Origin of the sequence: Arthrobacter sp. Soil762 (assembly GCF_001428335.1) — a bacterium.
In the GTDB taxonomy this organism is placed as follows: Bacteria; Actinomycetota; Actinomycetes; order Actinomycetales; family Micrococcaceae; genus Arthrobacter.
This window is the reverse complement of sequence record NZ_LMSG01000001.1, coordinates 273,971-299,444: the sequence shown is the minus strand read 5'-3', so window position 1 is coordinate 299,444 and position 25,474 is coordinate 273,971. Positions and strand designations below refer to the sequence as shown.

The 25,474-nt window shown below is 65.2% G+C and carries 19 protein-coding genes; 10 read left to right on the top strand and 9 right to left on the bottom strand.

Annotation, left to right across the window (positions count from 1 at the left end; all coding sequences use genetic code 11):
- Positions 1 to 28: 28 nt before the first annotated feature.
- Genes ASG77_RS01370 through ASG77_RS01360 form a run of 3 tightly spaced genes read right to left on the bottom strand, consistent with a single transcriptional unit; the run spans position 29 to position 6,772 of the window.
- Complete coding sequence (locus ASG77_RS01370) at positions 29 to 3,172, bottom strand: efflux RND transporter permease subunit (RefSeq protein ID WP_056340181.1); 3,144 nt, start codon at positions 3,170 to 3,172, stop codon at positions 29 to 31.
- 1 nt (position 3,173) lies between these two features.
- Positions 3,174 to 3,629: a hypothetical protein gene (locus tag ASG77_RS01365; protein WP_056340177.1), complete on the bottom strand. Its 456-nt coding sequence runs from the start codon at positions 3,627 to 3,629 to the stop codon at positions 3,174 to 3,176.
- Positions 3,626 to 6,772 (bottom strand): efflux RND transporter permease subunit, encoded by a 3,147-nt coding sequence (locus ASG77_RS01360; protein WP_235564228.1) that lies wholly within the window; start codon positions 6,770 to 6,772, stop codon positions 3,626 to 3,628. The genes ASG77_RS01365 and ASG77_RS01360 overlap by 4 nt, the downstream gene beginning before the upstream one ends.
- A 629-nt stretch (positions 6,773 to 7,401) precedes the next feature.
- On the opposite strand from ASG77_RS01360, the gene leuS reads away from it, so the two are divergent.
- Both leuS and ASG77_RS01350 read left to right on the top strand, forming a co-directional pair.
- Positions 7,402 to 9,933 carry a leucine--tRNA ligase gene (gene leuS, locus ASG77_RS01355; RefSeq protein WP_056340172.1) on the top strand — a complete coding sequence of 844 codons (2,532 nt, stop codon included), beginning with the start codon at positions 7,402 to 7,404 and terminating at the stop codon, positions 9,931 to 9,933.
- Positions 9,934 to 9,990: 57 nt separating this feature from the next.
- Complete coding sequence (locus ASG77_RS01350; RefSeq protein ID WP_056340168.1) at positions 9,991 to 11,010, top strand: DegV family protein; 1,020 nt, start codon at positions 9,991 to 9,993, stop codon at positions 11,008 to 11,010.
- A 16-nt stretch (positions 11,011 to 11,026) separates the two neighbouring features.
- Here the strand turns inward: ASG77_RS01350 and ASG77_RS01345 are convergent, their stop codons facing one another.
- Positions 11,027 to 11,449, bottom strand: coding sequence for a YybH family protein (locus ASG77_RS01345; RefSeq protein WP_162254910.1), 423 nt, complete (start codon positions 11,447 to 11,449; stop codon positions 11,027 to 11,029).
- 202 nt (positions 11,450 to 11,651) lie between these two features.
- Between ASG77_RS01345 and ASG77_RS01340 the strand changes: the two genes are divergently transcribed.
- The 3 genes from ASG77_RS01340 to holA all read left to right on the top strand — a co-directional run bounded on the left by ASG77_RS01340 (position 11,652) and on the right by holA (position 15,506).
- Positions 11,652 to 12,542 carry a ComEA family DNA-binding protein gene (locus tag ASG77_RS01340; protein ID WP_056340162.1) on the top strand — a complete coding sequence of 297 codons (891 nt, stop codon included), beginning with the start codon at positions 11,652 to 11,654 and terminating at the stop codon, positions 12,540 to 12,542.
- A gap of 97 nt (positions 12,543 to 12,639) precedes the next feature.
- Positions 12,640 to 14,556 carry a ComEC/Rec2 family competence protein gene (locus ASG77_RS01335; RefSeq protein ID WP_235564226.1) on the top strand — a complete coding sequence of 639 codons (1,917 nt, stop codon included), beginning with the start codon at positions 12,640 to 12,642 and terminating at the stop codon, positions 14,554 to 14,556.
- A complete protein-coding gene (gene holA / locus ASG77_RS01330) occupies positions 14,490 to 15,506 on the top strand; it encodes a DNA polymerase III subunit delta (protein ID WP_056340156.1) in 1,017 nt (338 codons plus the stop codon). Before ASG77_RS01335 ends, holA begins: the two co-directional genes overlap by 67 nt.
- 120 nt (positions 15,507 to 15,626) lie before the next feature.
- Here the strand turns inward: holA and rpsT are convergent, their stop codons facing one another.
- Together rpsT and ASG77_RS01320 are read right to left on the bottom strand one after the other, a co-directional pair.
- Positions 15,627 to 15,887 (bottom strand): 30S ribosomal protein S20, encoded by a 261-nt coding sequence (gene rpsT / locus ASG77_RS01325; RefSeq protein ID WP_056340153.1) that lies wholly within the window; start codon positions 15,885 to 15,887, stop codon positions 15,627 to 15,629.
- 168 nt (positions 15,888 to 16,055) lie between these two features.
- Positions 16,056 to 16,604: a type II toxin-antitoxin system PemK/MazF family toxin gene (locus ASG77_RS01320; RefSeq protein ID WP_056340150.1), complete on the bottom strand. Its 549-nt coding sequence runs from the start codon at positions 16,602 to 16,604 to the stop codon at positions 16,056 to 16,058.
- A gap of 161 nt (positions 16,605 to 16,765) precedes the next feature.
- Here ASG77_RS01320 and lepA point away from each other — a divergent pair, with 161 nt between their 5' ends.
- Together lepA and hemW are read left to right on the top strand one after the other, a co-directional pair.
- Positions 16,766 to 18,619, top strand: coding sequence for a translation elongation factor 4 (lepA, locus tag ASG77_RS01315; protein ID WP_200950604.1), 1,854 nt, complete (start codon positions 16,766 to 16,768; stop codon positions 18,617 to 18,619).
- A gap of 36 nt (positions 18,620 to 18,655) precedes the next feature.
- Positions 18,656 to 19,885 (top strand): radical SAM family heme chaperone HemW, encoded by a 1,230-nt coding sequence (hemW, locus tag ASG77_RS01310; RefSeq protein WP_056340142.1) that lies wholly within the window; start codon positions 18,656 to 18,658, stop codon positions 19,883 to 19,885.
- 20 nt (positions 19,886 to 19,905) lie between these two features.
- On the opposite strand, the gene ASG77_RS01305 is transcribed toward hemW, so the two are convergent.
- Together ASG77_RS01305 and ASG77_RS01300 are read right to left on the bottom strand one after the other, a co-directional pair.
- Positions 19,906 to 20,325: a DUF4870 domain-containing protein gene (locus tag ASG77_RS01305; protein ID WP_056340139.1), complete on the bottom strand. Its 420-nt coding sequence runs from the start codon at positions 20,323 to 20,325 to the stop codon at positions 19,906 to 19,908.
- 128 nt (positions 20,326 to 20,453) lie between these two features.
- On the bottom strand, positions 20,454 to 21,302 hold the full coding sequence (locus ASG77_RS01300; RefSeq protein ID WP_056340136.1) for a DUF3097 domain-containing protein: 849 nt from the start codon (positions 21,300 to 21,302) through the stop codon (positions 20,454 to 20,456).
- A gap of 147 nt (positions 21,303 to 21,449) precedes the next feature.
- Here ASG77_RS01300 and hrcA point away from each other — a divergent pair, with 147 nt between their 5' ends.
- The 3 genes from hrcA to ASG77_RS01285 all read left to right on the top strand — a co-directional run bounded on the left by hrcA (position 21,450) and on the right by ASG77_RS01285 (position 24,453).
- A complete protein-coding gene (gene hrcA, locus ASG77_RS01295) occupies positions 21,450 to 22,463 on the top strand; it encodes a heat-inducible transcriptional repressor HrcA (protein WP_056340133.1) in 1,014 nt (337 codons plus the stop codon).
- Positions 22,464 to 22,540: 77 nt separating this feature from the next.
- The gene (dnaJ, locus tag ASG77_RS01290; protein WP_056340131.1) at positions 22,541 to 23,668 is read left to right on the top strand and encodes a molecular chaperone DnaJ; all 1,128 of its coding nucleotides are present in this window, start codon (positions 22,541 to 22,543) and stop codon (positions 23,666 to 23,668) included.
- Between the two features lie 2 nt (positions 23,669 to 23,670).
- A complete protein-coding gene (locus tag ASG77_RS01285; protein WP_056340128.1) occupies positions 23,671 to 24,453 on the top strand; it encodes a 16S rRNA (uracil(1498)-N(3))-methyltransferase in 783 nt (260 codons plus the stop codon).
- 21 nt (positions 24,454 to 24,474) lie between these two features.
- On the opposite strand, the gene ASG77_RS01280 is transcribed toward ASG77_RS01285, so the two are convergent.
- The gene (locus ASG77_RS01280) at positions 24,475 to 25,431 is read right to left on the bottom strand and encodes a GerMN domain-containing protein (RefSeq protein WP_235564225.1); all 957 of its coding nucleotides are present in this window, start codon (positions 25,429 to 25,431) and stop codon (positions 24,475 to 24,477) included.
- Positions 25,432 to 25,474: the final 43 nt, after the last annotated feature.

The window sequence follows — 25,474 nt, the reverse complement described above, 5'->3', positions numbered from 1 at the left end:
GTGCCTTTCACACTCGTGGCGGATCCAGCTAAACCGAAGGCGCGGGTTCAAGCTCATGTGCCCTGTGCCGGTGGGCGCGGCCACCTTTGGCGAATCGCAGGTACAGCGATGGGACGATGAACAGGTTGACCAGCGTTGACGTTACCAGCCCGCCCAGAATCACCACGGCCATGGGATGTTCAATCTCGTGGCCCGGGATGTTCCCCATCACCACGAGCGGAACCAGGGCAAGGGCAGTAGCCAGTGTGGTCATGAGGATCGGCGACAAGCGCTCTGCAGCCCCCCGAAGCACCAACGCAGGTCCGAAAGGCATGCCCTCGTACTGCTCCAGGTGCTGGCAGTGGTTGATGAGCAGGATGCCATTGCGTGCCGCGATCCCCATGAGTGTCAGGAAGCCAACCAGCGAACCCAGTGACAGGATTCCGCCGCTGAGGTGGGCGGCGATCACCCCGCCCACGAGCGCCACCGGCAGGGTCAGGATGGCCAGGGTGGCCAGCCTCCAACTCTTGAAAGCCGCCTGCAGGAGAAGGAAGACGACGATGACCGCGCCAATGGAGTAGAGCAGCAGCCGTTGGGATGCGGCCTGGCGTTCGGCGTATTCGCCGAGGACAACCGCGCTGTAGCCGACAGGGAACTGAACAGATTCCATATCGGTCTTGAGCTTCTCCACGACCTTCGCCAGATCACCTTCCTTGACGTTGGCACTGACATCGATGCGCCTGGATCCCTCCGAACGCTCAATGACGTTGGGCGTGGGCTTCACCGAAATCGTGGCGACATCAGCCATCCGGATCTTGACCCCGCTCGGCGTATCGAGGGGAAGGTTCTCAATGTTCGTGACACTCGTCCGGGCCTCCGGCGGGCTCCACACCTGGACGTCGTAGGCCTTCCCGTCCCGGTAAATGTCGCCTACCTCTTCACCGGCAACGAAGGTCGCCGCGGCACGCCGCACATCGCCCGGCTTCAGCCCATAGCGGTTCGCCGCTTCCAGGTTCACCTCCACATTGATCTGCGGCACGCTGGCCTGGAGGGCAACCTTCGCGCCGATGGCTCCCTCAATGCCGCCCAGGATGGTCTTAATCTTGTCGGCTTCCTGGCGCAGCGTTGCAAGGTCGTCTCCGTATACGCGGACGACGACGGCATAGCCGGTTCCGGTGAGTACCTCACGGATGCGTTCCTTGAGGTACGTCTGCACATCCCGTGTGATTCCGGGGTAACCGTCCACTACCTGCGAGACTGCTGCCAGGGTTTGGTCATAATCCACCCCGGGGTCGACGCTGATCCAGTTCTCGCCGAAGTAGACGCCCACCACCTCATCGGCGTTGAACGCCTGTCCCGTGTGGGACCCGCAATTGTTGACACCCGGAATGGCAATGAGTTCAGCGCAGGCGAGCTGGCTGACGCGGACTTCCTCGGCGTTGGATGTGCCGGGCTGTGTGAGCCAGTGCATCAGGAAATCGCGCTCCTTGAAAGACGGGAGCAACGATTGGCCCAGCAGCGGCGCCGCTACGATGCCGATGACGCCGACGGCGGCCAGGGTCAGGTAGCCGGGAACAGGCCGGCGGACGATGGGCCGGAGCGCGTTGGCGTACCAGCGCTTCAGGACCCTGACCACGGGCGGATCCCGGTCCTCCAGCTTGGCATTTCGCAAGAAGATGTATGCCATTGCGGGAGTGACCGTCAGCGCCACGAGCATGGATGCGATCACCGCGAGGGTGTAGGACGTGGCAAGCGGCCGGAAGAACGCGCCCGTGAGCCCGTCCAGGAAGAAGATCGGAACCGTTGCGGCGACGATGATCAGCGTGGCGTAAACGATTGGTCCGCGGACCTCAAGCGACGCGTTGACCACCACCCTGGCGGTGCTTCCGGGCGCTCCGCTTGCCCTGTGGTGCCGGAGCCGCCTGACGATATTTTCGACGTCGATGATGGCATCGTCCACCACCACTCCGACGGCAATCACCAACCCCGCAAGCACCATGGTGTTGACCGTGCCGCCGGTCCAATACAACACGAGGGCCGCCGCCACCAGTGACAAGGGGATGGCCAGAACGCTGACCAGGGCCGTCCGCCACTGGAAGAGGAAGACACTCAATACCAGGATCACCAGCAGGCATCCCAGCAGCAGGGCTACGCTCAGGTTGTCGAGGGATTCCTCAATGAAGGTCGCTGGCCGGAAAATGGCAGTGTCCACAGCGATTCCGGTCAAGCCGGGCTCGAGTTGCTTCATGGCCTCTTCCACCCCCCGAGTCACTTCGAGGGTGTTGCCCCAAGGCAGTTTTTCCACGATCAGCATCAGGCCCGGTCCGCCGTTGATGACGGCGTCACCGATCAGCTGCTGGTGGTCCTCCACCACATTGGCCACGTCGCCCAGCTGGAGCGGGGGCTGTCCCTCACGATCCTCCAGTGCCACCTTCGCGAGTTCCGCAGGCGTGGTGATGGGCTGGACGTGCCTGATCCCAATTGTCTGGCTGGGTGTGTCCAGGGAACCGCCGGTGCCGATCAGGGCACCGGAGGAATACTGGAGCAGGCCGGCGTCGAGGGCATTGGCGGTGGTGCTCATGACGGTTTCCAGGCTGACCTTGTTTGCTGCCAGCTTGGCCGGGTCAGCCTGGACCTGAAGCATCTGGAGACGTTCACCCCAGATTGCCACGTTTGCCACGCCGGGAACGCGGAGCAGATGGGCCCTGATGTTCCAGTAGGAAATCATTGACATCTCGATCAGGGACCGGGTGTCCGAGGACAGCCCGATCTTCATGACCCGGCTGGTGGAGGACAGGGGCTGCAGCATGACCGGCGGCGCCGCCCAGGTGGGCAGCGTCGGAATGACCGTCGCCATCCGCTCGGACACAAGCTGTCGGGCCGTGAGCAGATCCGTGCCATTCTCGAATTCCATCACAATCGAGGACAGCTGCGGTACCGACTTGGACCGCATGTGGTGGAGGCCGTCGATGCCGTTGAAGGCTTCTTCCATGGGAACCGAAACGAGTTCTTCCACCTCAGCGGCGGTAAGTCCCAGGCAGGCTGTCTGGACCTCCACTTTCGGCGGCGCGAATTCAGGGAACACGTCCACCGAGGCACTGCTGAGCTGGGCGCCGCCTACCATCAACAGCGCCGCCGCCATCGCAATGATGATCGATCTGAACCTTAGGCTTGCCGCGACTATCCGGCGCATGTCATTTGCCCGTAACGAACTCTGCGCCGAACAACTCAGCCGCGGCTACTGTTACCACAGGCGTTCCAACAGCTGGGCCGACACTGGCTGTGACCGCGCCCGCTTCGATTTTGGTCACCGTGACGGACTGGCGCTCGTACACCCGTGGCTCGGCGTTGATGTAAACCCACGTCTTCCCCTGCGCGTCGTACAGCAGCGCTGCGTATGGGAACAGGACGCCTGCGCCCCCCGCACCCGGCTTGACCGTGTCGGTGGCCAGCTCCAGCCGTTCAATGGCCCGCTGGCTCAGCGTGATGCGTGCTATGCCGGTGGTGGCATTCTTCTCCACCTTGGCAGCCGCTTCAGATGCGGTTTCCGCCATGGCCGAGGGTTGAGCACAGGCGGGCAGTGAAAACAGCAGTGCTGCGCAGACAGCGGCCGCCACTGGCAGGCGCCGCAGGGTCCTTTTGCTGGTCATGATACTTCCACCTTTTCCGGCATAACAGGGGTGACTGGAACTTCCGATTCGTAGACCTCTGACCACTCTTCCGGCTCGGTGCGGGGACCGAACCAGAGTGCGAGCAGGGGGAGCACAAAGATCCCCACGAGCGTTGTGGTCACGAGCCCGCCGGCTATGATCAGCAGCATGGGCACGATCAGGGTCTGGCCTACCGCGCCGCCGAGGAAGGCGGGCGGTATCAGCACGAGGAACGTAATGAGGGCGGATTTCAGGATCGGCGATATCCGGTCCCGGGCCGCCGTCATGACCAGGTCAGTGCGTGACATCTGTTCGGACTCCCGCCAGAGTTCGTCAACACGCGCGGACAGGAGCGCCGCATTACGTGCAGCGATGGCCACCACGGCCGCAAACGCCGTCAGCGACAGCCAGGACAGGGACTCCGCCCCGATCCATGCGGCGACCGCTGCTCCCGCCATCGCGGCGGGAAGCGTCAGGAAGACGGCTAGGGCAAGCTTCCAGCTCCGCACTGCAGTCTGAAGCAGAAGCAGTACAGCCAGGATGGCCGCGATTCCGAGTCCATGAACCAGGGTGTCTGCGGCCTGCAGCTGGCTGTATTTCGTGGGGATCTCGGCGTGGTGTTCGAGCGGGAACTGGATTTGTTGGATGGCCGCCTCGATATCCCGCTGGATATCTGCCAGCGGGCGTCCGCTGACATCAGCCACGACGTCGATCCGCCGCGAGGTGGCATCGTGCTGGATAACAACTTCGCTGGGGACCATGCGAACGTCGGCGACCTGGCCCAGTTGGACGTGGCCGCCATTAGGAGCGTCAAGGAGCAGCTCACGGATGCTGGTCAGGTCATCCCGGATGCCAACCGCGCCGCGGACAACCACTTCGAACACCTTCTGCTCCTCAAAGAGGTTCCCGACGACGATGCCCTGCATCAGTGTCGCAGCGGCGCGCCTCGCGTCACCGGGCTTGATGCCGAACTTTTGGGCAGCCTCGAGATTGACCTGGACCTCTACGATCGCGGTCATGGCAGCAGCGTCGATCGTCGGGTTGTTCACACCGTCAATCTTCTGGAGGGCCTGGCGGACCTCTTCTGCCTTTTCACGGAGCACCGGCATTTCAGTTCCGTAGACGCGGACCGCGAATCCCGGCTCCAGGCTGGAGCGCATGTCGCCGACGGTCTGCTGGGAGTAGTTCAGTACGTTGTGCGCGATGCCCGGGTAGCCCTGGACCACGTCCCGTACCGCCTTCTCCGTTTCGCCAAAGTTGGCGTCCCGTGCGATCGACACCCACAACTCAGCAGAGCTGTTGCCAACCACCTGATCTGCAGAGATAGCGCGTCCCACGTGACCGCCGACGCCCGAAACCCCTGGGAGGGCCCTGAGTTCATCGGATGCCAGGGCAGCGATCCGCCGGACTTCGTCATTGGACGTCCCGGCCATGGTGTCCCACTGCACCAACAGGGTCCGGTCGGGCATGGTGGGAACGAGCGGCCGGTTTCCTGCCAGTTGCGAGCCGGCGGCGACGCCAAGGATCCCCACGACCACGATGGCCACAATCGCCAGAGGCTTCCGGGAGTTAACCCCGGCCAGTGCGCGGTCGTAGTGCGCCTTCCCACGTCCGACGGCGGGAAGTTCCCTGTCGGTGGCGGGCTTGGACGGAAGGAGGAAAAACGCCAGTACCGGTGTGACGGACAAGCCTACGATCAGCGCGGCGGCCAGCGTCAGCGCCAACGACCAGAAAAGCGGCGAAAGAAACGAGCCGCCTACTCCGGTCACGAAGAGGGTCGGAACAAGGACAACCACCATCATCAGCGATGCGTGGAACAGCGGTGTGCGGACCCCGCGGACGATGTAGCTGCTGCGCGACCTCGGGGTAGCCTCGGCGTCCGTCGACTCGCGGACGGCGCGCTGTCGTCGGTGGGCCTGAACGTCTTCCACGATGTCGCCCACGATCACGGACGTGCCGAGCAGAATTCCCATCAGGACGGTGACGTTAAGTGTTGCATTTTGGGCGAACAGCGCCGCCGCCGCCGTCGTGACGGTAGTGGAGATGGCCACGAGTGCGATCACGGCGACCCGCCAGGACCGGAACAGCAGCCAAAACAGTGCTACCGCAATCAGCAGGCTGATCAGGAGCGCCAGGCCGAGGCTGTTGACGGAGTCCTGAACGCCGGTCGCAGGCCTGAATACGGAGGTGTCGATCTGGACGCCCGTGAGGCCCGGCTCCATGTCCTTGAGGGCCGCCTCAACACTACGGGTGACCTCCAGGGCGCTGATGCCGGGGAACTTTTCGATCACCAGCATCAGGCCGGCGTCTGCCCCAACGGCGTCTCCGATCAGCGGCTGGTGGTCTTCCTTGACCTGGGCAATGTCGCCCAGGAGCAACTGCGGGTCCGTGTCCTCCACGCTGACCTTGGCCAGGTCGGCCGGCGTGCGGATGGGAAGGACGTGCTGGATGCCAAGGCGCTGGTTGGGCGACTCAACGAAACCGCCGGTCCCGGGGGTCGAAGCCTCCAGGAAGCTCAACGGCGATACCCAGACCGCGTTGCCTGTGGTCTTAATTAGCTGCTCCAGGGTAATGCCTTTGTCGCGCAACTGCGTCGGAGTGACCTCAACCTGCAGCTGCTGTTCGCGCTGGCCCCAGATGGACACGTTCGCCACGCCTGGGATACCGATCAGCCGCGGCTTGATTTTCCATCTGGCCAGGACCGACATCTCAATGCCGGAGAGCTCCTTGGAGTTCATTCTGACCATCAGCACGCGGCTGGTGGAGGACATGGGCTGCATGATCAGCGGCGGCGATGAGACGTTAGGCAGCGCGTGCGCCTGCGTCATCCGTTCCGCGACCAACTGGCGTGCGCGGAGGAGGTCCGTGCCGGGCTCGAACACAAGTTCGATGGACGACAGCCCCGGGACGGATTTCGAGCGGATCTCGTCCAGCCAGGCCACCCCGTTGAGGAGGTCTGCTTCCATCGGTGCGGTAATAAGCTGCTCAACTTCAACCGCGGAGAGCCCTAGGGCCTCAGTTTGGATCTCTACCTGTGCGGGGGCGAACTCCGGCATGGTGTCCACGGCCATATGTGGAACGTTCACGATGCCAAAAGTAATAAGGCCCGCCGCGAGGGCGAGAACCAAGATTCGGAACTGCATGCTGAACCGGGTAACCCAGCCAAACACAGTTAGTCCCTCGCTAATTCTTCGCAGAGGTTAAGTGCGGATTCTTCAGTCCATCACAACGTTGTGCGGGACATAAACGCCAAGAATACATGTCAGGCTCCTCGACCTGAGACCGTCTTGTTTCCCCACAGACTTGACAATACTGTGGACTGATTGCGCGGGGTTGGCAAGGGTAGAATCTACCCCATTGAGCCGCGCCGTTTCAGGGTTCTCTTTGGCGAAGAGATCCGGGCTACCTAATGGACCCGGCAGCACTGTCCACTTCGACGGTGCCGGCACTGGCCATGAGGATCTCGCCGGTCTGGAACTGGAGAAATCCTCGGTGCCCTTGACCACCCGCACTTGCCCATGGCCCGGCCCGGACTGGCGCGTTCCCCTAGCCGGGGCCAGCCCACCTGCAGTGGGTAGGCTAAAGTAGTCCTATGCGTGCGATCCTTCTGCTTAGCTAGCCGCCCGGTGTCCGGAAACAACCGGATTGCCGTGCGGCTGCCCCTCCATGGAGAGGGGCTTTTGTGTGTCCGGGCATGTTTCCGGGCCGGCAGCAGAGGGGATCAGACCGTTGTGGCAGCACCGATGCCACAACAGAACAGAAGAGGGCAGCAGTGAGCGTTCAGCCGGAGACAGAGACCGGAACAGCAGCAGTGGCGGCGGAAACACCCGAAGAGGGCGCCTACAGCTTCGCGGCGATGGAGGCCAAGTGGCCGCAGGTGTGGGAAGACCTTAAGGTTTTCACCCCTGTGGATGATGGTTCCCGCGAACGCCGCTACGTGCTGGACATGTTCCCGTACCCCTCGGGTGACCTGCACATGGGCCACGCCGAGGCTTTTGCCATGGGCGATGTTGTGGCCCGGTACCTGCGGCAAAAGGGCTTCGACGTCCTGCACCCGATCGGCTGGGACTCCTTCGGCCTGCCGGCGGAAAACGCCGCCATCAAGCGCAATGCCCACCCGAGCGAGTGGACCTACGCCAACATCGACACCCAGGCAGCGTCGTTCAAGCGTTACGCGATCTCCGCGGACTGGTCCCGGCGGGTGCACACCTCGGACCCCGAGTACTACCGCTGGACCCAGTGGCTGTTCAAGCGCTTCTACGAGCGGGGCCTGGCATACCGCAAGGACTCGCCGGTTAACTGGTGCCCCAAGGACCAGACCGTCCTGGCCAATGAACAAGTGGTCAACGGTGCCTGCGAACGCTGCGGCACCCCCGTCACCAAGAAGTCCCTGAACCAGTGGTACTTCAAGATCACCGAGTACGCCGACCGGCTGCTCGATGACATGGACGAGCTGCGCGGCCACTGGCCCGAGCGGGTTCTGGCGATGCAGAAAAACTGGATCGGCCGCTCCGAAGGTGCCCACGTCAACTTTGTGATCGAGGCCGTCGGCGGCAAGCCCGCCAAGGACGTCACCGTCTTCACCACCCGCCCGGACACGCTGTACGGCGCCACGTTCTTTGTTGTCGCAGCTGACGCGCCGATCGCCGTCGAACTCGTCACCGGGGAGCACGCCGCCGCCTTGGACGCCTACCGCGAACAGGTGAAGGCACTCACGGAAATCGAACGCCAGTCCACCGAACGCGAAAAGACCGGTGTCTTTACCGGCCGCTACGCTGTCAACCCGCTGAACGGCGAAAAACTTCCGGTCTGGGCCGCTGACTACGTCCTGGCCGACTACGGCACCGGCGCCATCATGGCAGTCCCCGCCCACGACCAGCGCGACCTCGACTTCGCCAAGACGTTCGACCTGCCCGTCCGTGCGGTGCTGGATACCGGTGAAGAGGATCCCAGTGTTTCCGGCAAAGCCACCTCGGGTGAGGGCACCCTGATCAACTCAGGCGTCCTCGATGGGTTGCCGAAGGCCGAGGCCATCCCGGCTGCCATCGACATTCTGGAAGAGCAGGGTACCGGCGAGAAGTTCGTGAACTTCCGCCTGCGGGACTGGCTGCTGAGCCGCCAGCGTTTCTGGGGCACGCCCATCCCGATCATCCACTGCCCTGTCTGCGGCGAGGTTCCGGTTCCCGACGAGCAGCTGCCTGTCAGGCTGCCGGCGGACCTGCGCGGCGAGGACCTGTCCCCGAAGGGTACGTCCCCCCTGGCCGCCGCCGAGTCCTGGGTCAACGTTGACTGCCCCAACTGTCACGGGCCGGCAAAGCGCGATACCGACACCATGGACACCTTCGTGGATTCGTCCTGGTATTTCCTGCGGTTTGTTTCCCCGCAGTACACCGAGGGGCCATTCGATCCGGCGAAGATCAACGAGTGGATGCCCGTGGGCCAGTATGTGGGCGGCGTGGAGCACGCCATCCTGCACCTGCTGTACGCCCGGTTCTTCACTAAGGTCATCCACGACCTGGGCATGATCGACGCCGACGAACCCTTCAGTGCGCTGCTGAACCAGGGTCAGGTCCTCAACGGGGGCAAGGCCATGAGCAAGTCGCTGGGCAACGGCGTTGACCTCAGTGAGCAGCTGGACAAGTTCGGCGTGGACGCCGTGCGCCTGACCATGATCTTCGCGTCCCCGCCGGAGGACGACGTCGATTGGGCGGACGTTTCGCCGTCGGGCTCCGCAAAGTTCCTGGCCCGTGCCTGGCGCCTGGCGCAGGACGTCAGCAGCGAGCCCGGTGCCGATGTGACCGCCGGTGATCGTGCCTTGCGCTCCGTCACGCACCGCACCATCGCTGACGCCGCCGCGCTGCTGGACACCAACAAGTTCAACGTGGTGGTGGCCAAGCTCATGGAGCTGGTCAACGCAACACGCAAGACCATAGATGCAGCTGCCGGTGCCGGCGGTGCGGATCCCGCCGTGCGCGAGGCTGCGGAAGCCGTTGCCGTCATCCTGAGCCTCTTCGCTCCGTACACCGCGGAGGACATGTGGAACGTCCTGGGGCACCCGGCGTCCGTGGCGAACGCCGGCTGGCCGCTGCACGACGAAGCGCTGCTGGTCCAGGAGACCGTCACCGCGGTGGTCCAGGTCCAGGGGAAGGTCCGTGACCGCCTCGAAGTTTCGCCCGGGATCGGCGAAGATGAACTGCGGGAACTGGCGCTGGCCAGCGAAAACGTCCAGCGCGCGCTCGACGGCCGCGGCATCCGCACGGTGATCGTGCGAGCGCCTAAACTGGTCAACATCGTCCCGGCATAGTCCGGGGCACCGGCCGCCGGGCCCAACCGGCGGCCGGCCCTAAACCAGGAGGCGCTCTTGCCCGACCGTGACGCCGCTGCGTGGCTCTGGCTCCGGGAGCGTCTGGCTGCTCTCCGTCCCGCGCCGCGCGCCGGTGCGGCAGCACCCTCCACCCCGCCCGTCGTCGTCGTCCGTACCGCAGTGGTGACCGATTCGGCCTCCGCACTGCCGGCGGACTGGGTGCATTCCTGGGCCGGTGACGGCCGGCTGACTGTCATCCCGATGCCTGTTATGGTGGGCGCGGAAATCTACGGCGAGGGCGAAGACGACATCACCGAAACCATTGCGCTGGCACTCGCCAGTGGCACGTCGGTCAAAACGTCCCGCCCGTCCCCCGGGCAGTTTGAACAAGCCTTCCTGGCCGCCGAACGCCTGGGTTACGAAGGGGTGGTCTCCATCCACATTTCCGGCGGCTTGTCCGGAACGGCGGATGCGGCGCGGCTCGCGGCCACCCGGGTGACCATTCCCGTGGAAGTCCTCGACTCGTCCACTGTGGGCATGGCACTGGGCATGGGTGTGCAGGCCGCGGTGGCAGAAGCCGCGGCAGGCAGCGACACCACAGCCGTAGCCGCCGCGGCGGCGGAGCAGTTCGCGCGAACCAAGGTCTATTTCTACGTGCCCAGCCTTGAACAACTCCGCCGGGGCGGGCGGATCGGCGCGGCCGCGTCGCTGCTGGGGACCATGTTCGCCATCAAACCCATCCTCGCCGTCGACGACGGCAAGATCGTGCCGCTGGAGAAGGTCAGATCGGCTGCAAAGGCTGTCGCCAGGCTCGAGGAGATTGCCGCCGCGGACGCCGCGGCGCGCCCTCACGGCCAGGCCCGCCTCGCCGTCCACCACTTCGGGAATCCGGCCGAGGCAGAAGCTTTGGCAGCCAGGCTGGCCGCGGCCCTGCCAGGCTGTCCGCCGGCCCAGATCAGCTCTTTGCCTGCTGTCCTGGCAGCCCACGCTGGACTCGGCGTGCTGGCCGTGATTGTGGGGGAGAGCGGCCCGGATGTCCCGGAGCCGGAGTCCGAGCTCCCCGCGGTTTCCACGTAGACGTGTTTCCCGGCTGTCATTTTCGCAAGACGGCGTCCGGGGCTTGAGGTGTGGTGATCGGGTCTGCGTGCCGGTGCACGAGCGCCCAGGTGTCGCCTTCGAGGCGATAGATACTCGTTACGCGCAGATCAAACGGCGACATTTTGTCGGCTCCTCCCACCTTGGCCTGCCAGTGTTCTATGTCCAGGAAGCAGGCGAGATCGGTTGTGACGTGCTTGGTGAGGGCGTCAAAAGCCGTGACGCGTCCAGATTTGAATCGTGCCGCCGCTGAGTCGAGGGCCCCTGATACCCGCTCCCAGCCCACCACGGGAGGGCCCCAGGGATTAGCAAGGGAGACATCTCTGCTGTGGGAGAAGATGGCCTTGGCGGGTTCCGGGTTGCCTTTGGCAAACTGATTTACCGCTTGATGAAACTGGTCGATGACATCGTCAAGCTGCATTGGTCCCACCTTCTGACTCATAGGGCGTCTAATGTATGCGAATCCTAGCGGCTCCATGCCAGCCCGTCACCGGCCTCCTGAATCTTCCCAACGGGCGGTGGCTGCAGCCCCGGAGTCGGAGCTCCCGGCACTTTTACACCAGTTTCCACATAGGTGTAGCCGGGACTGTCACCCGCGGCCCTGCTTGCCTAGCGTTGGGTGCATGTCACGCCGGGACGCTGGAGCAGCACGCCAGGGGGCCCGGCATGCCCGCGACCGGCTGCGGTCCACGCTCGGAGCCGGCCCGGGGCTTCTGCTCACCGACGGTGGCGAAAAGGTCTTTGAGTACGACGGCGGTAATCATGTTCCGGGTGACGCCTCCGCTTCGGGGGCTGCTGACGAGTCCCCTCCCGGTACCGGCCGGACGGGACCGGCCCTGAGATGGCGGGTGGGCCTGCGGGTCGCCCTGCTTATTGCCGCACTCGCGGTGCTGGGCGGCGCCTGGTTCTGGTCACAGGTGGCTTCCGGCCAGCCCGAAGTCATCCCACTGAGTGACATTGCCGCCCAAGGCAGCCTGCCTGCGGAGGACGGAACCCAAGGCCAGGAGCCGCACGGGGCAGGACCGCCTGAACTGCCGTCGGAAAGTCCACCGGCCGGAATAGTCATTATTCATGTGGCCGGGGCCGTCGCTGTGCCCGGGATTGTGCAGTTGCCCGCCGGCAGCCGGGTTCACGAAGCAGTCGCCGCGGCGGGCGGCGGTACACCCTTCGCAGACCTGAACCGCCTCAACCTTGCTGCTGTGCTGACGGACGGACAAAAGCTCTACGTTCCCCGGACCGGCGAAGAAATCCCCGCCGGGTCCTCCGGCACACCCGGGGAAACGGGGGAGGGGACTGGCGGCGGCGGGACTGCGTCGGCAGGAGAAAAGGTCAACCTCAACACTGCAGGCATTGAAGAACTGGATGCCCTGCCGAAGGTCGGGCCCGTGCTGGCGCAGCGGATCGTGGACTGGCGCAAGGAACACGGCCCTTTCAAATCGGTCGAGGAGCTCGACGCCGTGGACGGTGTGGGGCCCAAGATGGTCGAAGCACTCCTTCCCCTGGTGGGCGTCTGAGATGGCAGGGAGCAGCCCGTGGAGCCGCTTTGTTGACTCAGCCGTGCAGGGCCAGGGGGCACCCGCGGCCCTCCCGGCTCCCGTGGATACGCCCGCCATGACTACGCCCACCGGGGTCCAGGCCGCGGGGCTGAAGGTCCGAAGGCTGGGTGACCGCGTCGGGACGAAACTCCGGGGCCAGGAGCCATCGAGTGCACCAACGGACGCGCCGCGCCGGCGCACCGACGTCAGGCTGGCACTGCCTGGCCTCCTCGTCTGGAGTGCCGCCGTCGCCGGCGTCTGGCTTAGCCCTGTGGCGCTGGTGGGGCTCTGTTGCGGCTTGGTGCTGGTGGCCACGTGCCTGTTGATCCGGGCCACGCGCGGCCGGGCGCTGGTGGCAGGCCGGCGGAGCTTTTTTATGACCACCGCGGTTGCCCTCGTGCTGGCCGCGACCGCCGCTGCCCATTCGGCTGTCTCCTCGTCACAACGCCACGATGGGCCGTTCGCCGAAGCTGCCGCCGCCGGCAACTCTGTGGTGGCCATCCTCGAAGTTACCGGATCCCCGCGGGCCATGACCATTCCGGGAACTTCGGGGCCGCCCGCACGGTGGTCGGTAACGGCGCAGACGGAGGAGGTCACTGTAAGCAGCCGGGTCATCCGCACGCGGGCCCCGGTGGTGGTCATGGGCGGCAAGGGCTGGGGAGACCTGGTGCCCGGCCAGGTGGTCCGGACTGCCGGCAAGCTGAAGCCCCCGGACGCAGGCAAGCAGGAAGCCGCTGTCCTGTCGGCCTCCCTGCCACCCCGTGCCGGCTCCGGGACCGGCGGCAGCGCCGGAGTCGATGATGCCGACGCCCCGGGCTGGCAGCTCGTGGCGAAGGATCTGCGCGTCAGGTATGTTTCCGCTGCGTCCTTCCTTGCCGCCGATCCGGCCGGCCTCCTCCCGGGCATGGTCACCGGAGATACCAGCGCCCTGGACGAGGGGCTCAATGCGGCGATGAAAACGGTGGGCATGACCCACCTGACCGCGGTCAGCGGAGCCAACTGCAGCCTGGTCCTGGGCGCACTGCTGATCGCTGCACGCAGCCTTCGCCTGCACCGGCTCGCGTCGGCAGGACTGGCGCTGACCGGCTTGGCGATGTTTGTGGTGCTTGTGGGCCCGGACGCCAGCGTCCTGCGTGCTGCGCTGATGGGTTCAATCGCCGTGGCATCGCTGGCAGGCGGCCGGATGGGCCGCGGACTCAGTTTCCTCTGCCTCGCCGTGATGGGCCTGCTGCTGATCGACCCCGGCCTTGGTACCAGCTTTGGGTTCCTGTTGTCAGTACTCGCAACTCTGGGCATCATCGTCCTGGGCCGACGGATGATTGACTGGACACCGGCAGCTATTCCACGCTGGGCAGCCGCCGCCTGGGCCGTTCCGCTGTCCGCGCAGTTGCTGTGCGGCCCGGTGATTGTGCTCCTGCAGCCCCAGTTCTCGACGTACTCGCTGCTTGCAAACCTGATGGCAGCCCCGCTCGTGGCACCCGTGACATTGCTTGGAACGGCAGCTGTCCCTCTGGTGGTCGCCGCACCGTGGCTGGCCACCGTCCTGATCGCCGTGGCAGGCACTTTCAGCGCCGGAGTCGCAGGAACCGCGCGGCTCACGGCCGGATTGCCGGGATCCGCGCTGCCCTGGCCCGAGGGCCCGTTCGGCCTCCTGACGATGGTGCTGCTCTCCATGCTGACCTTTGCCGGTGTGTGGCTGGCCGTCCGGCCCCGTCAGGTGTTCAGGTGGGTCCTTGCACTGCACGCCCGGACGGAATCGGTGTTGGAGCTCTTGGAACGGCATTTGGGGGCCACATTGGCCCGGTGCTGGCCGGACCGGCGCGGGCCAGGCCAGCGCGGCGCGAACCGACGCGGGCCCGGCTTGGTGGCGGCGGCCCACCGTGGCAGGCTTAGACACTGCAGCAGAATTTCCGGGAGGAATCCACCATGGCCGCAGCCCAGAACACACGAACCAAGACTCCGGCGTCCAACACGGCCACCTGGCGGGACGTGACGCCAGCCGAAATTGTCCTGGTGGGCGGACCGGAGGAATACCTCGGCATCCGTGCGATGGACCATATCCGCACCCAGGTGCGCACGGCGTTCCCCGACGTTGAAGTCAGCCGCCTCGCGGCCGGCACCTACGAAGCCGGGACCCTCGCCATGAACGTCAGTCCCTCACTCTTCGGCGAGCGCAAACTGATCGAGGTCGAAGGCGTTGAAGGCATGAACGACGCCTTCCTGGCCGACGCACTGACCTACCTGGCCCGCCCGGAGCCGGATGCGGTGCTCGTCCTGCGCCACGCCGGGGGAGTCCGCGGCAAGAAGCTCCTCGATGCCGTCAAGGCCGGCGGTTGGCCGGTAGTTGACTGCCAGCCCCTGAAGAAGGATGCGGATAAGGCCACTTTCGTGGCAACGGAATTCAGGGGCGCTGGACGGAAGATCAGCTCGGACGCCGTACAGACGCTGGTCAATGCCGTCGGCGCCAACCTTTCGGAACTCGCGGCGGCATGCAGCCAACTCATCGCGGATGCCACGGGAGCAGTGACCCCGGAGATGGTGGACCGCTACTACGGCGGCCGGATCGAAGCCACGGCCTTCAAGGTCGCGGACGCTGCCATGGCCGGCAACGGGCCAGTGGCGCTCTCCACCCTTCGCCACGCACTGGCCACCGGGGCTGATCCCGTTCCGCTGGTGGCGGCACTGGCAGCCAAGCTGCGGACGGTGGCAAAAGTTGCCGGCGCCCAGGGCTCCCCGGCGCAGATCGCCCGGGATTTGGGCATGCAGCCCTGGCTCGTGGAGCAGGCCCAGCGCGATGTGCGCCGTTGGACCCCGGAGGGCCTGGTCCGCTCCATCCAGGCCACCGCCGAGGCCGATGCCCAGGTCAAGGGACTTTCGCGGGATCCCGTCTATGCCGTTGAGCACGCGGTGACCGTCATTGCAACTTCTGTTCGCGGGCACTGACCCCAGCGGATTGCGGCTGCGGTAGGTGGCTCTGGCGCAGAGACGCTGGCGGCTTAAAGATGTGTGGCCGGCACCCATCGGGTGCCGGCCACAATCATCAGTTCAGGTGAACTGGAAACCTTACAGCGCGTTGACCTTCTTGGAGATGGCCGACTTGCGGTTTGCTGCGTTGTTCTTGTGCAGAACACCCTTGCTGACAGCCTTGTCCAGCTTGCGGCCGGCAACAAGCAGGGCAGCGGCAGCTGCATCCTTGTCGGTGGACTCAACGGCGGTGTTGACGGCGCGGATGGCCGTCTTCAGCTCAGACTTGACTGCGTTGTTGCGCAGGCGAGCCTTCTCGTTGGTAAGGATGCGCTTCTTCTGGGACTTGATATTAGCCACGTGTGAACTCTCTTTTTAATGCGGAAATGGTCTAGAGGGCTTTCAGATTGGCCATTGACTGAGCGGCGTGGGGATACCTATGGCGGCCAACCATCAGTGGCCGTCGACCTGCACGGACACACAGCTATACAGAATAGCAGACCCCCCGGAAGCTGGCCATTTGGCGGGCTATTTCCAGCCGTGTCGGCGCCGTATGCCTGCAGCCACCAGATCGAAGCGTTTCCGGTCCAGAACTGCACCTTCGCGCCGGATGGCGTCCGGGCTGATCTGCAGGATCCGTCCAAGGTTCGCCTCGCTGGGCCGCTGCTGGCGGTCCCAACTGCCAGTTCCGATGTCCACGTAGTCTCCGGATCCGTTGCCGGCATGGTCATGGTCCCTGCTGGTGAGCATTACCCCCAGCAGGGACTGTCCGCTCTTGCCCACCAGCAGAACCGGACGGTCTTTGCCCCGGGCGTGGTCCTCCTCATACGGCACCCAGGTCCACACAATCTCGCCGGGGTCGGGACTGCCGTCGGGCTGCGGGGCGTACCGGATGGACGCCGCGCCGGCAAAGTCGCCAGGATAGACGCCGTGCGGGGCCGGCCTCACCGGCGCCGCCTGGCGGGCCGGTACAGGCGTGCGCGGTCCGGCAGATCGGGTTGCCCCGGTACGGAACTTCTGCAGGACCCTGACGGAGGTCCGGACGGCGTTGGCCAAGGAGCGGAGGTTGATAGGCATGGGGCAAGACTATCGCCGGGCCCTTGTACCGGTTTGACCTGAATGCAATACGATGCGCCGGGACGTGGGAGACTGGAAGTTCCAAATGTGCGGTCCAGCCGCAGGGTGCCTTCGGTGCGTCCTGGTGGTGGTCGCATGAATGCCAACAGTAAGGACCCTGCGTGTCTCCCATGGCCCGCACCGCCCCGGTGCCCGCCGCGACAGATCCGGCCATCATTCGGAATTTCTGCATCATCGCGCACATTGACCACGGCAAGTCCACCCTGGCCGACCGCATGCTGCAGTACACCGGGGTGGTTAAGTCCCGCGATATGAAGGCCCAGTACCTGGATCGCATGGACATTGAGCGCGAACGCGGCATCACCATCAAGTCCCAGGCGGTGCGTATGCCCTGGGAACTCGACGGCACCAGCTACGCGCTGAACATGATCGACACCCCCGGCCACGTTGACTTCACCTACGAAGTGTCCCGCTCGCTGGCCGCCTGTGAAGGCGCGGTCCTGCTTGTTGACGCGGCGCAGGGCATCGAGGCCCAGACCCTCGCGAACCTGTACTTGGCGATGGAAAACAACCTCACCATCATCCCGGTGCTGAACAAGATCGACCTTCCGGCAGCCCAGCCTGAGAAGTACGCGGCCGAACTCGCCAGCCTGATCGGCGGCGACCCCGACGACGTGCTCCGCGTCTCCGGCAAGACCGGCATGGGCGTCGAGGTCCTGCTGGACAAAATCGTCCGCGACCTGCCGGCCCCCGTGGGTGACCCAAACGCGCCCGCGCGCGCCATGATCTTCGACTCGGTCTACGACACGTACCGCGGTGTGGTCACCTACGTCCGCGTCGTAGACGGCATGCTCCACCCCCGCGAACGCATCCAGATGATGTCCACCCGCGCCACCCACGAACTTCTTGAGATCGGGGTGAGCTCCCCGGAGCCCACTCCTTCCAAGGGGCTCGGAGTGGGCGAAGTGGGCTACCTCATCACCGGTGTGAAGGACGTCCGCCTGTCCAAGGTTGGAGACACCGTCACCAACCTTGCCAAGCCTGCCACGCAGTCCCTTCCCGGCTATGCGGATGCCAAGCCGATGGTGTTCTCCGGCCTGTACCCGCTGGACGGCACGGACTACCCGGTGCTCCGCGATGCGCTGGAGAAGCTCATGCTCAACGACGCCGCACTGGTGTACGAGCCCGAAACGTCGGCCGCGCTCGGCTTCGGCTTCCGCGTCGGGTTCCTCGGACTGCTCCACCTCGAAATCACCAGGGAGCGGCTCGAACGCGAATACAATCTCGACCTGATCTCCACCGCCCCCAACGTGGAGTACGAGGTAACGCTGGAGGACAAGAAAGTGGTCCATGTGACCAACCCCAGCGAATACCCGTCCGGCAAGATCGCAGAGGTCCGCGAGCCGATGGTGGCCGCCACCATCCTGGCGCCGAATGAGTTTGTGGGCGCCATCATGGAGCTCTGCCAGAGCCGCCGCGGTGTCATAGGCGGCATGGACTACCTGTCCGAGGACAGGGTCGAAATCCGCTACCGGCTGCCGCTCGCGGAGATCGTGTTCGATTTCTTTGACATCCTCAAATCCAAGACCCGGGGCTACGGCTCGCTGGACTGGAAGGCCGACGGCGAGCAGGTGGCCGACCTGGTCAAGGTGGACATCATGCTCCAGGGCGAACAGGTGGATGCCTTCTCCGCCATCACGCACCGCGAGAAGGCCTATGCCTACGGTGTGATGATGACCGGCAAACTGCGCGAGCTCATTCCCCGCCAGCAGTTCGAAGTGCCCATCCAGGCAGCGATCGGCTCCAGGATCATCGCCCGGGAAAGCATCCGCGCCATCCGCAAGGACGTTCTGGCCAAGTGCTACGGCGGCGACATTTCCCGGAAGCGCAAACTGCTGGAGAAGCAGAAGGAAGGCAAAAAGCGCATGAAGATGGTGGGCCGCGTTGAAGTCCCCCAGGAAGCCTTCATCGCTGCGCTGACCACCGACGAGTCCAAGGACAAGGCCAAGAAGTAGTGATGACCGTGGCCGGCAACACCGGACGCCCCCGCAATGCCTAGCATTCTTCCGCTCGGCGACCCCGCGCCGTCGGACGGTCTCCTGCCCGCTCAGGCATTGGACCGTGCGGCGGACCGGGCCTTCGGGCTGTACGTGCACATCCCGTTCTGCGCTGTTCGTTGCGGATACTGCGACTTCAACACCTACACGGCCACCGAGCTGGGCGGCGGAGCGTCACAGGACGCCTACGCCACCACGGCCGTGTCCGAAGTCGACTTTGCCGCCATAGTCCTGCGGAACTCGGGTCTTCCGGACCGGCCGCTGAGCACAGTCTTCTTCGGCGGCGGCACCCCCACGTTGCTCCCGGCGGAAGACCTCGCGCGGATCCTGACGGCCGCCGTCGGGCATTGGGGCCTGGAACCCGGCGCCGAAGTGACCACAGAAGCAAACCCGGACTCGGTCACCCCGGCATCCCTGCAGGTGCTGGCCGACGCCGGATTCACCCGGGTTTCCTTTGGCATGCAGTCTGCCGTTCCCCATGTCCTGAAGGTCCTGGACCGCACGCACACGCCCAGCCGCGTGCCGCAGGTGGTGCAGTGGGCGCGTGATGCCGGACTGGCCGTGAGCCTGGACCTTATCTACGGGACGCCGGGGGAGTCCCTGGAGGACTGGCGGTTCTCCCTGGAGACGGCCCTCTCCTACCAGCCTGACCACATCAGTGCCTACGCGCTGATCGTCGAGGACGGCACCAAGCTGGCCGCCCAGATCCGCCGTGGTGAAGTCCCGGGAATCGACGACGACGACCACGCCGACAAATACGAACTCGCCGACCAGCTGATCGGCGCTGCAGGCCTCAGCTGGTATGAGGTCAGCAACTGGTCCCGGACGCCGGAGCAGGCATGCCGGCACAACCTCGCGTACTGGCGCGGGGACGACTGGTGGGGCATCGGGCCAGGTGCACACTCACACGTGGGCGGGGTGCGGTGGTGGAACGTCAAGCACCCCACGGCCTACGCCGGACGGCTCGCTCAGGGCCTGTCACCGGCCGCCGGGCGGGAAACCCTCGACGCCGAAACCCGTGACGTGGAGCGCGTGATGCTTGAGGCCCGGCTCGTGTCGGGGCTGGCCACGTCAACGCTGGGCGACCACGGCCGTCACGCCGTGGCTGGGCTCATTGCCGACGGCCTGGTGGAGCCGCCGGCTGCCTTCCACGGCAAGCTGGTATTGACCCTGAAGGGCCGCCTGCTGGCCGACGCAGTGGTCCGCAGGATCCTGCCGGACTGAACGGCCCCGCGTTGGTGCCGCTACTTGATCCAGCGCAGATTGTATTGGTAGCGGTGGGGCTGGCCCTTGTTGACATGGATACCTGCGGCCACGGAGAAGCAGGTCAGGGCAATCCAGATCAGGGTGGCGATGACGGCGAAGACATTTCCCACCACCGGAATGAACACCAGGAGATTGGCCACCAGCGCCGCAATGGTGGGCGGCAGGCTGAAGTTCAGCGCTTCCTTGGATTCCTGGGCGGTAAACGGCCCGCGCTCACGGAAAATCAGGTAGATCAGCAGCGACGGAACACAGCCGAGGATCCCGCCGAAATGTGCCAGCGTGGCCCACTGGCGGTCTTCGCTGGCCGTCAGGGGCAGCGCATTAGCCGGAACGCCCTGGTACTCGGAACGGCCCTGGCCGCCGTGGTCGTCCCGGTGCTCGCGTGCGTTTTGTGCCACGGTTTTCTTCCTTCGAAAGTGCAATGGTGCTGGGTTGGAGAATGCCGGACTGAAGCAACTGCAGCCTCCGCAGTACCAAGAATACTGGTTCAGCCACCAAATGCTGCCGCCAGGAGCCGGATCCGGTGTCAGGGCACCGTCAGGAAATCGATGACTTCCTCTACTCTCCCGAGCAGTGATGCTTCCAGGTCCGCGTAGCTGCGGACAGCGCCCAGCAGTTTTTGCCAGCCAAGCCCGATGTCTTCCTTGGTGGAGTGCGGCCAGCCGAACGCTGCCAGGATTCCGGTCTTCCAGTCCTGCCCGCGGGGCACCACCGGCCATTGTTCGATGCCCAGTACAGCGGGCCGGATGGCCTGCCACACGTCAACGTAAGGGTGCCCGACGATCAGGACATTCCCCACCGCGCCGGGGGAGGCCATCACGGCGGCAGCGATGCGCCACTCCTTCGAGTCCGGCACCAGGTGGTCCACCAGGACGCCCAGCCGCCGCCCCGGACCGGGACCGAATGCGGCTACTGCCCCCGCCAGGTCATCAATGCCATGCAAAGGCTCGACGACGATGCCCTCTACGCGGAGATCGTCGCCCCAGACTTTTTCCACGAGTTCGGCGTCGTGTTTTCCCTCCACCCAGATCCTGCTGGCTTTGGCCACCTGGGCACGCTGGCCGGCCACGCGGACTGAGCCGGACGCCGTCCGGCCGGCGGCGACGGGGGCGGCCTGCCTGGGCGCCGGGGGAACAAGCCGGATGGGCTGCCCCTCCAGGAGGAACCCGAAGCCCAGTCGGAAGGACCGGGACTTGCCGCGCCGGTCTTCGAGGGCCACTACATGCATGCCACCGGACTTCTCCACCCGGGTCACCGCTCCCACCCAGCCTGACTGGGCGTCTTCGAGAACCATGCCACGTTCCACAGGGACCTCAGGGAGTTCGCTTCTCACGGGCGCGGTGATCTCCTGCGGACCCCAGTTCTGGTACTGCATGGATTGATTCCGCCTTGCCGCTAGATCCTGGCCCGGAATTTCGCCCGGAGCGGTACCAATGCTAACAACGGGGTGACTCATATTAGACTGTTAGCACTTAGGCATGTCGAGTGCTAACCCTGTAGTGACCACGGATGGAGGTGGAGTATGAGCGAGCCGCGCAAACTCGAAGTACTGCGCGCCATCGTGGAGGACTATGTGCACTCCCGCGAGCCAGTAGGTTCAAAAGCGCTCGTGGAACGCCACCACCTCGGCGTGTCCAGTGCCACCATCCGCAATGACATGGCGGCCTTGGAAGACGACGGCCTGATCACGGCCCCGCACACCAGCGCCGGACGGATCCCCACGGACAAAGGCTATCGGCTGTTTGTGGACCAGATTTCAGCGGTAAAGCCGCTTTCCCACGCGGAACGGCGTGCAATCCAGTCGCTGCTGGAGGGCGCAGACGATCTGGACGACGTCCTGGACAGGACCGTCAGGATGCTGTCGCAGCTGACCAACCAGGTCGCCGTAGTCCAGTACCCGCATCTGAGCCGCGCCACCATCCGCCACATCGAATTCGTCCTGCTCGCGCCCCGGCAGGTCCTGGTGGTCCTCATCGCCACCACCGGCAAGGTCGAACAGCGCGTGATCGACGTCGGCCAGGACCTCGGCGACGACGCCATCGCCGCGTTGCGGACACACTTCCTCGGATCACTCGCGGGCATCTCGCTGAGCCGGCTGACCCCCTCGCTGCCGGGAGTCGTTTCGTCCGTCAGCCCGGGCCAGCGCGCGGCGGCCCAGGCCTTGGCCCACGGGCTGGAAACGCTCGCCCACAGCAGCCGCGAGGAACGCATGGTCATGGCCGGAACGGCGAACCTCGCCCGCTCCAATGTGGATTTTCCGCTCAGTATCGGACCGGTCCTGGAAGCGCTCGAGGAGCAGGTTGTCCTGCTGCGCCTCCTGAGCGACATGGCGCAGGATCCGAGGGGCGTGGCAGTCAGCATCGGGCGTGAAAACCCGTACGACGGCCTCGCGGAAGCCTCCGTGGTGGCCACGGGCTATGGACCAGACAGCACTGCCAAGATCGGTGTGCTCGGCCCCACCCGGATGGACTATCCCACCACCATGGCCGCCGTCAGGGCAGTAGCCCGTTACCTTTCAAGAATTCTGGGTCCGTAACAGCACCGCGGTCCAGGCACGAAGAGCAGTGCCGGCAGCCCGGCTGCCGGCAGTACAACAAGGAAGAGATACGAACTTTGAGCAGCCACTACGACGTCCTCGGAGTCTCGCCGGAAGCCACCGGGGAAGAGATCAAGAAGGCCTACCGCAAGCTGGCCCGCACTCTTCACCCGGACGTAAACCCCGGGGACGATGCATCGGACCGCTTCAAGGCCGTGACCCATGCCTACGAGGTACTTTCGGACCCGCAGAAGCGCCGGATCTATGACACCACCGGCAATGAGAACGGCACCGACAACGGGTTCGGCGGCGGCGGATACTCCGGTCAGGGCTTCGCGTTCCAGGACATCTTCGACACGTTCTTCGGGGCCGGCGGCACCTCCGGCCCCGCTTCCCGGGTCCGCCGCGGCCAGGACGCGCTGATCAGCGTACGGATCGAACTCCGCGATGCCGTGTTCGGCGTCAACCGGAAACTCGACGTGGACACAGCCGTCACCTGCCCCACCTGCAACGGGTCATGCTGCCGCGAAGGCAGCCACCCTGTGCGCTGCGATATCTGCGGCGGCAGCGGCCAGGTCCAGCGCGCGGTGCGCTCCATCCTGGGCCAGGTCATGACGGCGGCCCCGTGTGGCAGTTGCGAAGGCTTCGGGACGGTAATCAAGGACCCCTGCAACGAATGCAGCGGCCAAGGCCGCATCCGCAGCCGGCGGTCGCTCACCATCAAAGTGCCGGCCGGTGTTGCCACAGGCACCCGGATCCAGCTCTCCGGGCAGGGCGAAGCAGGCCCGGCCGGCGGACCGTCCGGGGACCTGTACGTGGAACTCCGGGTCAACAACGACGCCACCTACGCACGCGACGGTGACGACCTGCACGCAACGCTGCACATCCCGATGACTGCCGCCGCCCTGGGCACCGAGCTGTCACTGGAAACCTTCGACGGGCTGCAGGAAATCGACGTCAAGGCAGGGACGCAGTCAGGGGAGATCATCACGCTCCGTGGACTCGGCGTGACGCACCTGCGCGGTTACGGCCGCGGGGACCTGATGGTCCATCTGCAGGTGGAGACGCCGGCCAAGCTGGATGCCGCGCAGGAGGATCTCCTGCGGCAGCTGGCGAAGCTGCGGGGCGAGCAGTTCACGGAAGGCAAACTGGCTGCCAGCGGCGGCGTCTTTGCCAAGCTGCGGGACCGGTTCGGTAACCTGTAGCGGTGAGCAATCCCGTTTTCTTCAGCGGTGCCGGGTCGCTGGACGAGCTGGTGCCCGGTGCCCGTTTTGTCCTTCAAGGGCCGGAGGCACGCCACGCCGTGACCGTAAAACGGCTATCTCCCGGAGAGGCAGTGGACATTGCCGACGGCGCCGGAAGGCGGCTGACGGGAACTGTTGTCTCGGCGTCGCCCGCGGAGCTCACCGTGGAATGCTCCGCCCTCATTGTGGAGAAGCGGCCCGACATCCGGCTTGTGCTGGTGCAGGCCCTGGCCAAAGGGGACCGCGATGAACTGGCCGTGGAAACGGCAACCGAACTCGGGATTGATGCCGTAGTTCCCTGGCAGTCCGAGCGATCAATTGTCCGCTGGAAGGGTGAGCGCGCGGCCAAGGCCCACGCAAAATGGCAGTCCGTGGTCACTGCCGCCGCCAAGCAGGCACGCCGCGCATGGATCCCCGAGGTGCGCGCCGCCGTCGAAACGCCAGGCCTTGCGGCGGCCGTGGCGGCAGCGGATCTGGCCGTAATCCTGCACGAAGACGCGGTCCGGCCGCTCCGGTCTGTCCTGGAATCATGGCAGGGCGCCCAGGCTGACGCCGGACCCCTGGAAATTCTGCTCATCGTTGGTCCGGAAGGTGGAATCAGTCCCCGCGAAGTCACCCGGCTTTGCGACGCCGGCGCCGTGACGGCGCTCTTGGGACACCACGTCCTGAGGTCATCCACTGCCGGACCGGCAGCGGTTGTTCTGGCGAGTGATGTACTGGGACGCTGGACAGCACCGGTACCCTGAGGCCGACTGCTGCGCGGGCTGTTACCGGACGTTGAAGTTCCGCGTATCCACATTCAGCTCCTGGCTGGTGCCGGCCGCATCTACCTGCGAAACGCGGAGCTCGTAATTCCCCGAGGACAGGCTAAGGGCAAGCGTAAAGACTCCGGACTGGGCGGCTTCGGCAGCTGCAGTGGTCTCCCCGGTCAGGTAGGGCGTCTTGTTCCCGTTCGCTTCGGCCCGCAGGATCTGCCAGCGGAGCTTACCGCCCGGCACGGTGCTGCGGCCCGTAATCTTGACGCTTCCGCCGGCCAGGTCAGTCCCTTCCTGCGGATCGATGATCCACACGGGCGCCACCATTCCGGCAGCTCGGGACATGGGGTCGCCAAGCTGGACGTGGTCGAAGGCAACGTAATCGGTGTGGCTATCCACCAGGATCCTGACCTGGATCTGCTGGCCGGAATCGATCAGGCCGGAACTCGCAGCCGCTGCCGTAGCGGTAAAGACCAGCTGCTGAATGGCGCGGCCGGCCATGTCGGCGTCGAGATTGCTGTTAAAGGCATCCTCCGAGACGTCGACGGTGATGACGTTCTTGCCGGAGATGGACGAGGCGAGTTTCTCGGGATTCTGCCAGGGCGTGAAGAAGTCCGGGTCCAGCGGCTTCTCCGACATCATGGCCCGAAGTGCGCGGGTCACCGGATTCTCCTGCTCCGGCACGTCCCGGAATTCCCGGTACAGGAACACGTTGCTGTTGCTCCGGCCAATCCAGTAGACCGGTGCCTTGTTAGATGACTGCGTGGTTTCCAGGGGCGCGCTGGTGGAAGGTGCCCCGGGGGAGCCGGTAGCGGCAGCGCTGGAGTTTGCCGCCAGGTTGGGCTCAGGGCTGGGGTCCGCGATACAACCGGTGAGAAGGAGGAATGCTGGCAGCAGGCCCAGGAGACGTTGCGGACGGAAACGTGGCGCGGCGCGCCTGGCACTGAGGGGGGTCGCTGTTTCCGGCACTCTCGTGGCCTGTCCTTTCCGGCTGTGAAATGGCGAGGCCTGG

Bases quoted from the DNA above. Each gene is read 5' to 3' on its own strand.
- hrcA (WP_056340133.1), top strand. From the start codon at position 21,450: ATGAGCGAGCCGCGCAAACTCGAAGTACTGCGCGCCATCGTGGAGGAC.
- hemW (WP_056340142.1), top strand. From the start codon at position 18,656: ATGCCTAGCATTCTTCCGCTCGGCGACCCCGCGCCGTCGGACGGTCTC.
- ASG77_RS01370 (WP_056340181.1), bottom strand. From the start codon at position 3,172: ATGCGCCGGATAGTCGCGGCAAGCCTAAGGTTCAGATCGATCATCATT.
- holA (WP_056340156.1), top strand. From the start codon at position 14,490: ATGGCCGCAGCCCAGAACACACGAACCAAGACTCCGGCGTCCAACACG.
- ASG77_RS01335 (WP_235564226.1), top strand. From the start codon at position 12,640: ATGACTACGCCCACCGGGGTCCAGGCCGCGGGGCTGAAGGTCCGAAGG.
- ASG77_RS01300 (WP_056340136.1), bottom strand. From the start codon at position 21,302: ATGCAGTACCAGAACTGGGGTCCGCAGGAGATCACCGCGCCCGTGAGA.
- ASG77_RS01320 (WP_056340150.1), bottom strand. From the start codon at position 16,604: ATGCCTATCAACCTCCGCTCCTTGGCCAACGCCGTCCGGACCTCCGTC.
- ASG77_RS01360 (WP_235564228.1), bottom strand. From the start codon at position 6,772: ATGCAGTTCCGAATCTTGGTTCTCGCCCTCGCGGCGGGCCTTATTACT.
- ASG77_RS01340 (WP_056340162.1), top strand. From the start codon at position 11,652: ATGTCACGCCGGGACGCTGGAGCAGCACGCCAGGGGGCCCGGCATGCC.
- ASG77_RS01345 (WP_162254910.1), bottom strand. From the start codon at position 11,449: ATGCAGCTTGACGATGTCATCGACCAGTTTCATCAAGCGGTAAATCAG.
- ASG77_RS01365 (WP_056340177.1), bottom strand. From the start codon at position 3,629: ATGACCAGCAAAAGGACCCTGCGGCGCCTGCCAGTGGCGGCCGCTGTC.